The 14,469-nt window shown below is 40.0% G+C and carries 12 protein-coding genes; 5 read left to right on the forward strand and 7 right to left on the reverse strand.

Going from position 1 to position 14,469, the window contains the following annotated elements; all coding sequences use genetic code 11:
- Positions 1 to 573 precede the first annotated feature (573 nt).
- The 4 genes from hemY to ACFOU2_RS09490 all read right to left on the reverse strand — a co-directional run bounded on the left by hemY (position 574) and on the right by ACFOU2_RS09490 (position 6,553).
- Positions 574 to 1,986 (reverse strand): protoporphyrinogen oxidase, encoded by a 1,413-nt coding sequence (gene hemY / locus ACFOU2_RS09475; RefSeq protein WP_377914493.1) that lies wholly within the window; start codon positions 1,984 to 1,986, stop codon positions 574 to 576.
- Positions 1,987 to 2,139: 153 nt separating this feature from the next.
- Positions 2,140 to 3,075, reverse strand: a complete 936-nt coding sequence (gene hemH, locus ACFOU2_RS09480; protein ID WP_377914495.1) for a ferrochelatase — start codon at positions 3,073 to 3,075, stop codon at positions 2,140 to 2,142.
- Between the two features lie 136 nt (positions 3,076 to 3,211).
- Positions 3,212 to 4,258 carry a uroporphyrinogen decarboxylase gene (hemE, locus tag ACFOU2_RS09485; RefSeq protein WP_377914497.1) on the reverse strand — a complete coding sequence of 349 codons (1,047 nt, stop codon included), beginning with the start codon at positions 4,256 to 4,258 and terminating at the stop codon, positions 3,212 to 3,214.
- A gap of 147 nt (positions 4,259 to 4,405) precedes the next feature.
- The gene (locus tag ACFOU2_RS09490; protein WP_377914499.1) at positions 4,406 to 6,553 is read right to left on the reverse strand and encodes a transglycosylase domain-containing protein; all 2,148 of its coding nucleotides are present in this window, start codon (positions 6,551 to 6,553) and stop codon (positions 4,406 to 4,408) included.
- 302 nt (positions 6,554 to 6,855) lie between these two features.
- On the opposite strand from ACFOU2_RS09490, the gene ACFOU2_RS09495 reads away from it, so the two are divergent.
- From ACFOU2_RS09495 to ACFOU2_RS09505, 3 genes are all read left to right on the forward strand, one after another.
- Entirely contained in the window at positions 6,856 to 7,365 is a 510-nt protein-coding gene (locus tag ACFOU2_RS09495) for an antibiotic biosynthesis monooxygenase family protein (protein ID WP_377914501.1), read from the forward strand.
- A gap of 110 nt (positions 7,366 to 7,475) precedes the next feature.
- Positions 7,476 to 8,759: a hypothetical protein gene (locus ACFOU2_RS09500; protein ID WP_377914503.1), complete on the forward strand. Its 1,284-nt coding sequence runs from the start codon at positions 7,476 to 7,478 to the stop codon at positions 8,757 to 8,759.
- Positions 8,760 to 8,953: 194 nt separating this feature from the next.
- On the forward strand, positions 8,954 to 9,784 hold the full coding sequence (locus ACFOU2_RS09505) for a helix-turn-helix domain-containing protein (protein ID WP_377914505.1): 831 nt from the start codon (positions 8,954 to 8,956) through the stop codon (positions 9,782 to 9,784).
- Between the two features lie 83 nt (positions 9,785 to 9,867).
- Here ACFOU2_RS09505 and ACFOU2_RS09510 read toward each other — a convergent pair whose 3' ends face one another.
- Together ACFOU2_RS09510 and ACFOU2_RS09515 are read right to left on the reverse strand one after the other, a co-directional pair.
- Positions 9,868 to 10,575, reverse strand: coding sequence for a hypothetical protein (locus ACFOU2_RS09510; protein WP_377914507.1), 708 nt, complete (start codon positions 10,573 to 10,575; stop codon positions 9,868 to 9,870).
- Between the two features lie 134 nt (positions 10,576 to 10,709).
- Positions 10,710 to 10,880 (reverse strand): hypothetical protein, encoded by a 171-nt coding sequence (locus ACFOU2_RS09515; protein ID WP_377914509.1) that lies wholly within the window; start codon positions 10,878 to 10,880, stop codon positions 10,710 to 10,712.
- A gap of 350 nt (positions 10,881 to 11,230) precedes the next feature.
- Between ACFOU2_RS09515 and ACFOU2_RS09520 the strand changes: the two genes are divergently transcribed.
- Both ACFOU2_RS09520 and ACFOU2_RS09525 read left to right on the forward strand, forming a co-directional pair.
- A complete protein-coding gene (locus tag ACFOU2_RS09520) occupies positions 11,231 to 13,105 on the forward strand; it encodes a DEAD/DEAH box helicase (protein WP_377914511.1) in 1,875 nt (624 codons plus the stop codon).
- A gap of 2 nt (positions 13,106 to 13,107) precedes the next feature.
- Entirely contained in the window at positions 13,108 to 13,422 is a 315-nt protein-coding gene (locus ACFOU2_RS09525; RefSeq protein ID WP_377914513.1) for a hypothetical protein, read from the forward strand.
- Between the two features lie 202 nt (positions 13,423 to 13,624).
- On the opposite strand, the gene ACFOU2_RS09530 is transcribed toward ACFOU2_RS09525, so the two are convergent.
- Positions 13,625 to 14,461 carry an N-acetylmuramoyl-L-alanine amidase gene (locus ACFOU2_RS09530; protein ID WP_377914515.1) on the reverse strand — a complete coding sequence of 279 codons (837 nt, stop codon included), beginning with the start codon at positions 14,459 to 14,461 and terminating at the stop codon, positions 13,625 to 13,627.
- Positions 14,462 to 14,469 lie beyond the last annotated feature (8 nt).

Genomic DNA, 14,469 nt, shown 5'->3' on the forward strand with positions numbered 1-14,469 from the left:
GGATCAAACTCTCCGAAGAAATGTTTGAACTAGCACATGGATGTGCTGACATCGACGTTGTCACAGGACGTGACGTTCTTAGTCGATGTTCCTTACTCTACTAATAAAAAGAATTAACGTTGACGTTTGTTTTGTTCAGTTTTCAAAGTTCACATCTACATACCAAAAACAACTATATTAGAATAACATTTTTAATTGTTTTAGTCAATACTTTTTTCACTTCGCACCAAAGCGACGTTTTTAATAATAATATGCTTTTATGACAAAGTCAATACATATTATAAAAAATCCCCTTATACATTTTGTATATAGGATATGGTCAATTGTCCAATGAACTCTATATATCGTCTACTTTTCAACCTTGTTTCTTTACATAGACTAGCTGAGTTTTGATAATAATGGTTTTCGTATTGACAACCTCATTGAATTCTGTTGAACCATTAAATTGGATCTAGATAAAAAGCGACTCGTAAACAAAATGGACCTTTCGCTAAATAACCGGCTTTAAACCATTTAACGCAAAGGTCCATTTTGTAAAGTGATTTAAAGCACCAAAGGGTGCTTTAAATCACTTTACATTCGACAATATTGAATCACTTTTTTCACTGCCGCTTCTGCCTGGTCAATACAATCCGGCAGCCCTAAACCTTCATATGAGCTTCCGGATAGAAACAATCCTGGCAGCTCTGATTTAAGATGCTTGTTGATGCTCTCAAGTCTTTCTTTATGGCCGACTGTGTACTGAGGCATAGCGTGCTTCCATCTGGAAACGATAGAAAACTCGGGCTTCATGGCAATATCCATAATTCGATCCAAGTCATCCATTACCACCTTTACAATCTCATCATCGGATTGATCCACAATAGCTTCATCGCCAGCCTTCCCAACATAACCGCGCAGCAGCACTTTTCCATCAGGTGTTGTATGCGGCCACTTTTTATGCGTCCATGTACAGGCCGTAATGGTGTAATCGCTGTTACGGGATACAACAAAGCCTGTTCCATCAATATCGTTTTTAATTGCTTCTTTAGGAAAAGCAAGTGCTACCGTTGCTACAGATGTGGACGGCATATTTTTCAATGAATCGAGAGCTGCATAATGGGACAGCATCGACTGTGCAGCCAAGTGCGGAGACGTCACAATGACACTATCCACTTCCATCGTCTTACCGTTACTCATGGTTAGCCAATACTTGTTGCCTCCGCGTGTAACTTTTTCCACTCGTATTCCTTTCATGACAGCGGTGCTGTCCAACTTTTCTTCAACGGCCTCCACCAATGATTGCAAGCCGCTTTTTAATGTTAAAAAGGCCCCTTTTTTCTGCCGTTCAGACTTTGCTTTCGGCTGAAGAGCTTTCATTTTTTTCATTCCGACAATGACGCTGCCGTGCTTTTGTTCTGCATGATAGAATTGCGGGAATGTCGACATTAAGCTAAGCTGATCGATGTCACCTGCATAAATGCCGGATAAAAGCGGCTCAATTAAGTTTTCAACCACTTCGTCTCCTAGACGGCGGCGGAAAAATTGGCCAAGTGACTGATCTCCTTTTACATTTGTGCGGGGCATCACAAAGTCAGCAGCGGCACGCACTTTTCCAAGCGGTGAAAATAGACCGGTTGTAACAAACGGGGAGATTTCTGTTGGGACACCCATAACGGCCCCTTCAGGTATACGATGAAGTTTATCTTTCACTAATACATACGATTTACCTGTTGAGTTGTTGACAAGTTCCTCTTGAAGCCCTACTTCTTTTACTAATCTTGACGCACTTAACTTTCTTTCCAGAAAAGAGTCAGGCCCCCGCTCAATAACAAATCCATCGCGGCGAACGGTTTGGATTTTCCCCCCCAGCCGGTGACTCGCTTCGATTAATGTATATTCAAGAGGCAGCCCCTTTTCCTTGATCTCTTTTTGCAAATAATAAGCAACTGCAATACCAGTGATTCCTCCACCGATAATAACAACCTTTTTATTTTCCTGCTTCACGTTACATCGCCTTCTCTTATTAGATTAAAGAAAGAAGAAAAAATGAACCGTCATGAGAAACTCAGTAAAATCAAGGGTTAATTGACGGCCCATTTCAGTTAAAAACAAGATTACCTTCCTTTTCGGGACTTATGGATCAGCCTGTTCACCTTCTTATTGATTTTCCAATGTTTTTAGTACGACCGTTGCCATTGCATCAATAAACTCGGGATGGGCATTTGGCATTTCCGGACGATAGTAGTTAGCGCCAATCTCATCTGTTACAACTTTGCATTCGTAATCGTTATCATAAAGCACTTCCAAATGATCTGCTACGAAGCCCGCAGGAACGTATACAAATGATTGATATCCGTGATTCTCATACAGCTCTCTCGTTAAATCCTGTACATCCGGTCCAATCCAAGGCTCCGGTGTATTACCGGCACTTTGCCACCCGATCACATAGTTTTTCACATCGGCTGCTTCTGCAATTAGGTCCGCTGTCTCTTGAAGCTGCCGAGGATATGGGTCACCCGCTGCAATAATCTTTTCAGGCAGACTATGTGCTGAAACAATTAATATTGCTTTCTCGCGTTCTTGCTCGGACATGGAGAGGAATGTGTCTTTGACACGTTTTGCCCAATACTCCACGAATTTCGGTTCATCATACCAGCTTTCAACGGAGTAAATCACTGGACCTCCAAGCTTTTCTGCTGTTTCTTTTGCACGCCCATTATATGACTTCACGCTGAGGGTCGAAAAGTGCGGTGCCAACACAATGCTAACAGCTTCTTGAATACCGTCTTTATGCATTTGCTCCACGGCATCTTCCACAAACGGTTCAATATGCTTTAAACCCAGGTATGCCTTAAATTCAATATCATCCTGCACTTCGTTTAAGCGCTGTTCCAGACTTTCTGCTTGCTCCTGTGTAATTTTTGCAAGAGGTGAAATTCCTCCGATTGCTTCATAACGACTTCTTAGATCCTCTAACATTTCAGGAGACGGTCGGCGTCCGCGGCGAATATGTGTATAGTAACGCTCCAAATCCTCTTCTTTGTATGGAGTACCGTATGCCATCACAAGCAAACCCATTCTTTTTTTTATCATCTTTCTACACCCCGTTTATCTTGTTCATGTCTTGCCCTCATTTTGCCATGAACTGAAAATTAAATTCAAAGATAAAAGCTCTCACAAACCGTGACAATTTCTTGTCGCCAATTCATCCAGTTATTGGAGAGAGGTTTTATTTTTTTTGAGATGCGGAATATTCGTGAACAAATGCCGTCAATCGTTTTAATGTCTCTGGATTTACTTGCGGGAATACGCCATGGCCAAGATTGAATACATAACCTGGATGTGCCATTCCCTGATCTAGAATCGCTTTTGCACGTTCTTCAATGACTTCCCATGGAGCAAGAAGAACGGCTGGATCAAGATTACCTTGGACAGCTTTCGTAATGCCCATTTCTCTCGCTTCTTGTATTGGCAGACGCCAATCAAGCCCTACGACATCAAGCGGAAGGTCATGCCACTCTTTTGCGAGATGACTTGCGCCTACTCCAAACATAATAAGCGGGACATTCTTTTCTCTTAATTCAGAGAATATGCGCTCCATCACCGGCTTAATAAAATAGCGATAATCCGTTACATTTAATGCTCCAACCCAGGAGTCGAAAATCTGAATGGCTTTTGCTCCTGCGTCGATTTGTGCCTTTACATATGTAATGGTCATGTCTGCCAGTTTGTCCATTAATGCAAACCACGCTTTTGGCTCAGCATACATGAATGCCTTTGTTTTGTTATAGTTTTTGGAAGGGCCGCCTTCAATCATATAGCTTGCCAGTGTAAACGGTGCACCGGCAAAACCGATAAGCGGAACATTTAACTGTTCTCTTGTCAGCAGTTTAATTGTGTCCAATACATACGGTACATCTTCTTCAGGCGAAATTTCACCCAGCTTTTCGACATCCGCCAATGAACGAATTGGGTTGGCAATAACCGGTCCGATTCCTGTTTTAATATCTACATCTACCCCAATCGCCGGAAGCGGAGACATAATATCTTTATAAAGAATGGCTGCGTCTACATCATACTGCTCAACAGGAAGACGTGTCACATAAGCACACAACTCCGGTTGATGAGTAATTTCAAATAATGAATACTTTTCTTTTAATTCGCGATATTCCGGCTGCGAACGGCCTGCCTGACGCATATACCACACAGGAACATAATCTGTTTTTTCACCTCGACAGGCTTTTAAAAACGTATCGTTTATTCTTCGATGATCCATGACCCTCACCTTTCCCCCATTTGTATCATCTATACGCAATTATAGTATGCTTTCATTTTTCGAATTAGGCTCCAATTGAAACTATACCGATTATTTCTCCTGTTGTATAGGTTCCGGCGGAAAATGTCAAAAAATCGCCATCAGCACTCAATGTGCCGTTTCCTCGCTGAGAAAGGCCGGGACCACTTCATTGGATTTATCGCCTTGTTGTTTTGTAAGCTGATTATATGGGACAATGTAAAATGACGGAATGTTTAGGACATTGATTCGCTCTACATCATACCGCCCTTCTCCTTTCGCTTTCCCGATTAGGCGCGCCCTTCCATCTTTGAGCTCGTACACATGATACACCACCCGTTTATCTTCTGAAGGTGTCCATGTTAAACGAACCGTAAATAATCCGAGTGGTTTAAAAATAATATCGCTTTTTAAATCATCGATGGCCTGAAGATAAATGGGCTCAGGCAAATCTTTGACATTTGATGGCGGATTAAAAGCTGAAGCATGGTTTAAGGAAGACTTCGTTAAAATGTCTTTAAACAACTTCGTTGGATAGGAACTTCCCTTTGTTAAATAGTGTTGTTTATCAGTTTTATCATATCCCATCCAAACGGCCCCCACTACATTGTCCGTATAACCGACAAACCATGTATCTTTTGACGCCCCTTTTACGCTTGTATAAGAAGTTGTACCCGTTTTGCCGGCAAGAGCTCCTTGAAAGTTACCGCTCTTCGCTGTCCCATCTTTCACGACCGCTTCAAGCATTCTTGTCATATACCACGCTGTCTGCTTTGAAAATACTTTCTCTTCTTTTGGCTCTGCTTCTACAACCACTTTCCCCTGGCGGTCTTCCATTTTTTCAATAAAAAACGGGTCAATCGTTTTCCCGCCCGCTGAAAAAGCGCGATATGCAGACACAAGTGATATCGGGGATACTCCTTCTCTTAATCCTCCTAATGCCAGGGCTAAACCGTTATCCTGGATATGCAGACCTAACCGATTCAAATATTGTTTACTTACATCAATCCCCAGCTCATTCAAGGCCCACACGGCTGGAGCATTTTTCGACCGCTTCAGCGCATCATACAACGTGATTTTTCCGCTATATCGATCATCTACATTTCGAGGCGCGTATTCTCCGTACTTAAGCGGCTGGTCCTCTAATAAAGAATACGGTTTAAACTTTTTTTCTTGCAATGCGGGTCCGTAAACGGCAAGAGGCTTTATGGTTGATCCAGGCTGACGCTTAATATTGACGCGATTCAATCCTTTTTGTACATAATCTCTTCCGCCAATGACCGACAGAACACCGCCCGTTTCATGGTTCATTAAGATAAAAGCTCCTTGAACGGTTTTGTCCGTGCCCGGAAAATAAGAACCGGCTTTAAACAATTCATAGGCCGTTTTTTGGACATCCCGGTTCATTGGAACCGTAATTTTATAGCCCCCTCTTAATAACTCTTCATTTGAAATAGCGAACTTCTTTTCTGCCTCCTCCATCACCATATCAAGGTAAGTCAAAAAGGCTGGTTCTTTTACTTGCTGCCGTACATTCAATGCCAATGTCCGCCCTTGCAATCTGACCGCCTGTTCTGTCGTTAAATAACCGGCTTTGTTCATTAAATCCAATACAACATTCCGCCGTTCCAAGCTTTTTTGAGGATGCAAAATCGGCGAGTACGCCCCCGGAGCTTTTGGCAGGGATGCCAACAAGGCACCTTGTTCCACTGTCAGTTCAGATACACCTTTATTGAAATACAGCTTGGATGCTGCTTGAATGCCATATGCTCCGTGCCCAAAATAAATTTGATTCAAATACATTTCCAATATTTTCTGCTTGCTGTAGCGTTTCTCCAGATTTAATGCGATGATGACTTCCTTCGTTTTCCGCAGCCATGTTTTATCATTCGACAAAAAAACGTTTTTGGCTAATTGTTGCGTAATGGTGCTTCCACCTTCCACTTTACCTCCTGCTAATAGATCTTTATATAATGCACGTCCAACCGCTTTTGCATCAATCCCGTGATGTTCATAAAAACGGACATCTTCTACAGCGATAAACGCTTGCTGAACATGTTTGGGAATTTGTTTGATAGGTACAATATCGCGGTTCTCCACATATAACCTTGTAATCTCTTTATTATTTTCATCTACTAACTTCGTGGCTGAATTCATGACAAATTTTTTCTCATCAATGACATATCTCCCCAAAAACAAAATCATGATATATCCAATCAACGCAAATAAAATGATGGCGATAATAGATAAACCTGCAACCATCCCTTTTTTGCTCATCTTAATCACCTCTCGTTTCATCAGGATGATAGAAGGGTAAAACTAAATATACTACAGTCCACCCAAGACCTTGAGTACTCGGTTGATTTTCATCCATTAAATTACTGATGCTTTCACGTCTTTTAATAAGTAAAAAAGGAGAACATATATATATCAATCTCTGTTCATTTTTTAGCATCAGTTTTCACCCGTTATGCTATCTATAGCTTTTCTGCTTCCATATCTTATAATTTAGTATGAAGATAAATGGGAGAATGTATACAAAAAGAAGACGTTTATACGTGGAAAAGAGAGGGATTATCATGAACGTTTTTGTCACATTTGGAACGGCTGACTATTTACAAAAAGTAAAAGAACAGTATCCTGCAGAGAAAATGGTCTTAATGCAAAGTCCGAATAATGCGTTGCTCCTTCATGAAACGGAAGGAAAGACAGTATTTAACCAAGGAAAATATTATGAAGCAATCAATGCTGTCGGAGATATCCAACACGGCGGATTTGCTGTATTGAATAACATCCCGGTTCGAGATGAAGGCAGGCCTATCTTTGAATACCAATTCAATCAGCGAGCCGGCTTAATCGAAAAAGAGCCTGGATTTGCGGCCATTCGCGTACTGCGTCCCATGGATAGTGATACATATGTGATTTTAACAATGTGGGACAAAGAAAATTCCTTTAAAAATTGGCAGCAATCAAAAGCCTATGAAAAGGCGCATCAAAAAAGAGAAACTTCTGAAGGAATCGACCAGCAAAAGTCCATCTTCTCCGGCCCTTCCTACGTCACTACCTATCGCGTCATTTCCGAAGAGTAAAGCAAGAATCTTGTTCGAATGGGTTGACAAAGGTTCTCATATAAGCCTCCGCACACTTGTGCTGTCTTGTCATATTGTATAGTACAGTGACCTATTAGGAGGGATTTTTTATGGGAATCGAGCTGACGGCCCTTCATTGGATATACGTTAGTTTCATCGTTCTCATTATCGGCTTTATGGTCATGAGAAGAGATACAAGTCTCGTCTGTATAGTGGGCATTTTTTTATTAGCCATTACTGCCAGCGCTTCCTTGAGCAGTGCAATAAGCGATATTTTCAACAGTTTTATTTATGCTCTAACCGAACTTCTTCCTACCATTCTCGTTATCTCCATCATCGTCGCCATGAGTAAAGCGCTGACCGCAACAGGTGTGAACGATGTCATGATTTCCCCTTTTGCCCGCTTCATCAAAACTCCCGCATTAGCATATTGGATTACCGGTTTATTGATGATGGGCATTTCCTGGTTTTTCTGGCCTTCTCCTGCCGTAGCCTTATTAGGAGCCGTTCTTCTCCCTGTTGCTCTTCGTGTTGGCCTTCCTGCGTTGGGGGTAGCGATGGCAATGAACTTATTCGGACACGGGATTGCTTTATCGGGTGACTTTGTGATCCAGGCGGCCCCAAAGCTGACGGCGGATGCAGCAGGGTTACCCGTCAATGAAGTCGTGTCTGCAAGTATTCCGCTCGTCTTTATAATGGGAACAGTCACAACGATTGTCGCTTTCATCATGTTAAGAAGTGACATGAAAAAAGGAAAACTTTCAGCTGACTCTATTGAAGCAGTTTCTTCTTCTTATAAAGACGCTAAGCTTTCCCTTTCTCTTTCAGCACAACGCTTTATCGCCCTTGTCATTCCTCTTTTATTTACGCTCGATGTGCTGGCCATGTTCATGCTCAACTTACAAGGGGGAGATGCAACTGCATTAATCGGCGGTACATCTGTCTTTATTCTGATCCTTATTTCACTGATCGCGTATAAGGGAAAAGGATTAGAAAAAACGACTAGTTATTTAATTGAGGGATTTCAATTTGGCTTTAAAGTATTCGGACCGGTCATTCCAATCGCAGCGTTTTTCTATTTAGGAGATGCCGGATTTCAAGCCATCATCGGTGATTTCCTTCCAAAAGGGTCTCATGGAATTGTGAATGATTTAGGAATAGCACTCGCTTCCGTTGTTCCACCAAATGCACAAATCGGAGCCGTTACATTAACAGGAATCGGGGCCATCACAGGACTTGACGGATCAGGATTTTCAGGTATTTCACTTGCCGGATCTATTGCCCAACTATTCTCTACCGCTATTGGTGCCGGGGCTGCAACACTGACAGCACTCGGACAAATCGCAGCCATTTGGGTCGGAGGCGGTACTCCAACGCACACACTATACATATAGTCTCTCTGCTCATTAAAAACAAAAGAGCACAGCTGTTTAAGTCGTGTTGGTAGCACTTCTTAAACCGTCCGCCTACTCTCACTAGGCAAACACTTGCTGTACCCTTAGGTGTAGTTTATTACATCACGGGTTTCTTAGCAACGGTTTGCTTACATAGGGCCGTTGCTTTTTTGTTTCCAAAAGGAGACAGAGTGATGAAGAAGCGTATTGATGTTATTGCAAATGAAGAATCTTTCAACAATCTTTCCTCTTTCACAGATGTAGAGGATCTGAACAAGACAATTCGCAAATATAAAGAATTAATAAAAGCAGCTGTTAAGCGTTCTGATGTACAAGCTAGACTTATTGCCCTATTAGAACTTTTGAAGCGTCACAGCTGCAAGCAAATCGGCGTGAGTTATATGTGTAAAAATACGATTGCAGATAAAATGGAGCTTTCTTATAAAACCATTCAGCGTCTTATAAAGAAATTAGAGGATTTCGGCATGATCCGGCAGATTGCCATGAAGCGTAAAAAAGATATGTTGCAGACAGCAAATGCTATTGTCATTCAGCCCGTGGAAGATAATATGTCCGACAAGACTTCTCCTAAAAAGTTCAAGAAGTGTCCGACCATTAAGACAACTACTTATTCTTTAAAACAAAAGATTAATAATAAACGTAAAGCCGTGTCTTTATCATCACATGTGGATAATTCTGTTGATAACAAAGAACCCAACTTTGTAGCTCATTGGGTTCCAGAACGTTTTATTGGTTTAGTTAGCTGTTTTTACAAAAAGGCTGAAACTATCCAAGAGTTTTGGAGAGTAGTTAAGCAATGCAATAAAGTCGTAAACCATGTGGATGGAGAAAGAGCCTTTTCCGAAGAACAAGAACTGCACATTGCTATCACAGCGTTCAAGGAGTTTGTGATGAAAGTTAAGTCTGGCAAAAAGATGAACAAGGGTATCTTTGCTTATTTCAATGGGATTGTAAACAAATTAATGGACAAGTTTTACTTCGATTCGGACTTTATGTGCGATTAGATGTAGCAAGTAAATTTTAAAGTGGATTAAAGCGTGAGGGTTTTTAAGGTATGTAAAAAAGCCCCTCTCAATTTTGAGAAGGGCTATTCTTTTACTAAAGCTGGATGAACGAAATATTGAGGTGAAATACCCTCAAAATTATTAAAATCGAAGTTTTTCCAATTAATTTTATTTGCGGTCACTCGATCTAATCCTACCTTCACAACTGTGCCAACCTTTTCATTTCCATACTGATCCACCAAAGGCAATTGCCATATTAGTGTTACTTCAGCTATATCTTTGTTTTTAAATAACGGCTCCATTAAACCTTTGGTTTTTATTAGAATGCTTTCTCTTGTAAGATTCTCTGTTAGACTTTCATCTGCATGAAGAGTAGCAACAACAATTTTATCCCCTTCCTGCTGAGTCCCGATGTGATCATTTATTTCTAAATTAATAATACGCTTTGCCTTCATGTTCGTTTTCTTGCCGACTTCCTTATCGATTATAGATGTCACAATTTCCTCAAGCGCTTTTGGTTTTTCCTCCTTCTGCACTTCTTTCGGTTGAGCAGCCACAGGTTGCGCTTCTTGCTTTTCCTCTTTCGGCTGCCCTGCCGTTTCTTTTGAAGGTTCCGAGGCTACTCCAAATATCACAAACCCAATTATAGAAACTGCAAAGGCAACACCTGCACGAATAAACGCCTTTTTAGCATTTTCTTTTTTCTTTACTAATCCTATCAGTCCTTTAACTATGTAAATTACAAACACTACAATAGCTATAAGACTGATTATTAACCCTAGGTTATCCAACGTTATCCCCCTCTTTTGTTTTATACTATGTAGTTACTAATATGGAAAAAGTTTTCAATACCAGAATATCATGCGCAGGAAAAACGTTCCATAAAAAATGAAAGAGCCCCTCTTTAAGAGAAGGGCTTTTCATGTTAAATCCTTTTCTTCATACCGCACTGGCGACACTCTCTAATAAATTCAAAGTTCTTTACTGTACTTTTAAATAACGCATTCCCGCAATTGTCGCAACGGCCGCCGACTTTATCTGGCAAATCTTTATAATCGTATATCTTGTTTAAATCAATGTTTGCGTAGCTATCCATTATGATGATCCCCCAGTTGAAATGATGCTCTTTTATGATATCAAAAATAACAAAATAAAAAAGCCTTACTTCCTCAAATTAGGTTTATAAAGAACCATTTCATTTTACTGAAATTCTCTTTCAAAAAGTATTGCTTTACTGAAGATATAATTATCTATTAATCTATAAAAAACCTAGTAAAATATTACCAATGGTATTAAAATAAAATCATTGTCCTCGTAGTTAGTATCGGTTTGAATCAGACAGTAATTCCCATAGAAAATCAGATGCTGTCAGTGATTTGGATAAAAAACACAACAGAAGAAGAATTTTATCGTTAAAATAATCAAATTATTCTGGAGGCCTTAATTATGAGTACTACATCATATTTTAAGCAAACAAACACTTTTATCACGACAAATCTATCTTTACGTAAGCCGCAAAGACTAGCTCATAAAAAATTAAAAGAATCGTTTAAAGGTGAGAATTTTTCTCACAAATTAATTGTCCTGCCTACCGGAACAGGTAAAACAGGATTGATGGGGATAGCCCCTTTCGATATTAGTGATGGTCGTGTTTTAATCGTCACTCCAAGTTTGGTTATTCGAGAAGGAATCTCTGATGAATTCGATACACGTACTCAATTCAACTTTTGGACTGAACGAAATGTAATTATTAATGATGATCACCTTCCTACTGTTTATCGTTATGCTGGTCATAGTGGCACAGCCGGAGATAAAGCGCGTGTAAGAAAGTATCTAGAAAATGCAAATATTGTCATCGCTAATATTCATAAAGTGTACAGTTCTACTTCCACCAAAACGTTAACAAAGATGCTAGATCCTGATTTCTTTGACATGATTATTATTGATGAAGCTCACCACTCGGCTGCTGAATCATGGCAAAAAACGCTAGAGCACTTTAATGCAAAAAAAATTGTCAAATTAACAGCTACACCCACCAGAAACGATTATAAAGAAATTGAAGGTGAATTAGTGTATGAGTATTCAATGGCTGACGCTATTAATAACAAATACATTAAGAACGTTATGACTGAAGATTATACAACAGAAAAGCTTCATTTCGTAGTAAATGGTGAAGAAGTGGATAAAGAAACCGCCTTAGATTTAATGGATAAAAAATGGGTTAGTAGATCCGTTGCTTATTCTCTAGAGTGCAGTAGAACAATTGTCGCAATGAGTATTGAAAAATTGAAGGAGAAAAGACAAAACGGAAATGCTCATCATCAAATCATTGCTGTAGCTTGTAGTGTGGAACATGCCAAACAAATTATGGAATTATATCAGGAGTTTGGATATCGCGCTGATTATGTAACAAGCGAACGACCGACAGAAGAATGCGAAAAGGTTATTGTTGAATTTAAAAAAGCTCAAATAGACGTATTAGTTAACGTAAATATGCTTGGAGAAGGATTTGACCATCCTAATATCAGTATTGCTGCTATCTTCCGTCCTTTCCGTTCTCTTCCTCCCTATGCCCAATTTATTGGCCGGGCTTTAAGAAGAATACAAGGAGAAAATATGATTGATGAGGTTGATAACGTAGCTCATGTGGTATATCATAAAGAATTGGATTTAGACAGCTTATGGGATTACTACACTGGCCAAAAAACAAAAGCTCGAATTCGTGAAGCAATTGAGCGAGAATATCATGAACAATTCCCGAGCCGTGACGTTGGAGAAATTAGAACTGAAGGTGCTGTTGTTTCCACTACAAGAGAATTCCTCAGTGATGGAATTGGTTTAAAATACAAAGGCACCTTACAACAAATCATTCGCGATAGAGAAAAACAATGGGAAGATACCGCAGCTGGCATGCGTAATATTGGTATCCCAGAGGAACAAATTACAGACTTCATTAAACTCCAAAAACAAAAACTTGAAGGAGAAATCACGGCTAGACAAGATAAGCTCAGGGAAGAATTAATCCGAGAAGAACTTCATGAAGCACATAAAGAACACATTGCACAAATGGTAGAGGCTTTATTTGAGCAAACAGGAATTGACCCGAAGGGTGTAGAATTACCCAATAACACTACAAGTGCTATATATAAGTCAACAAAAACAAATGATGGATATATAATGAGATATATTCATACTAATTTAAAACAGAAGCTTAAACGTGGGATTGATGAATGGGAAACTTATGATTTCGAGCAAGCTCGTTCAACATTACCTGTAATAATTCAAAAACTCAAAGAAAAAATAGAAAGGATAGATGATTAAAAATGCGTGATACTCTTGAACGTGTCGCTGATTTATTAATGTATTCTGGTCCAAGTATATCTGATGTGATAAAAAACGCTATATTGGATGGGCATGATTTCGAAACTTTACAATTGGGTAAACAGACGGTAGTTCAGGTCACTTCTGAAATTCCATACGATATTAAGGTTTTGGATTCATACTTCTTTAATAATTGCGGACAACTTATCAAGCATATTGTAAAAGTTAACAATAAAGAAAAAATTGTTTTTGACAAATATAGTGAAGCAACAGCATTATTAACTACGTTAGAATGCCCAAATTCCTTGGTATCATAACAATAAAAAGCCTATTATGGGCTTTTTATTTTACTACCATATACGAACGTTCATTCGTATAATTAATTGAGGTGATTCGTTTGGAACGTGTAGGCATCTATCTGCAGAAGCCACGGATTGATATAGAGGATGAAACGCGTGGTGAAGGTGAAACACTCGCCAAATATAAGATGCCCTTACTCCATTGGAGCAAGGGCCATTGTTATGCTTCTTTAATATACACCCACCACTTGTAGGTCTGCTTCCATTCTGTTTTGTATTTCTGGACAACAGCAGCATCTGTCCATGTACCAGTAACAAGCTTTTTCCCTTCTCGGCGAATAATCCATAAATACTTCTGTTTTAGTTTATTCAGAGCCTCTTCCGCTTCTTCTTCCGTCTTAAAATTGCCTGTTTCCAGGCGAAATTTTTGAGGTGGTTGATTATCAATATAAGTAGACACCCCGGCCACTCCCTGTCTTGGGTTTTCAATTACTTTTGGTTGCAACCCTAAAAACTTAGCAATCCCACGGGCATACGCCTCTGCCATATCACGCAAAAATGAATCATCCTTTAGAAGAGCAGCATCTTTCGAATCAATATACGCTGTCTCCATGAGGATCGCCGGCATATTTGTTTCCCGGATAACTGCTAAGTTTCCACGCTTTGCGGGTGTACCGCCGTGAGCATCTAAGCCATATTTTTTTGCTACAGCTAAGGCTTCCTCATTCACAATCTGCTGCAGGGAGATAGATCCAGAAGAGGCCTTTGTATAGATAAAGGACTCATATCCGGTTCCGCCACCGGCATTGATGTGCAAGCTCATAAATACGTCAGCATCCCAGGTATTTGCCCGGTCAGCACGTTTATCCAAGGTTTCAAATACATCCGTTGTCCGGGTTGCTTCTACTACAAATCCTTTATAAGATGATTTTAAATAATCAATGAGATACACTTGCATTAGTAGAACTAGAACTTTCTCCAATAATCCATTTGCAACCGCCCCTGGGTCCTTCCCGCCGTGGCCTGCATCAATCCAAATTCTCAAAAGTCGTTCCATTAGTATCT

This window comes from Bacillus songklensis (assembly GCF_042649685.1).
GTDB lineage: Bacteria > Bacillota > Bacilli > Bacillales > Bacillaceae_H > Bacillus_BA > Bacillus_BA songklensis.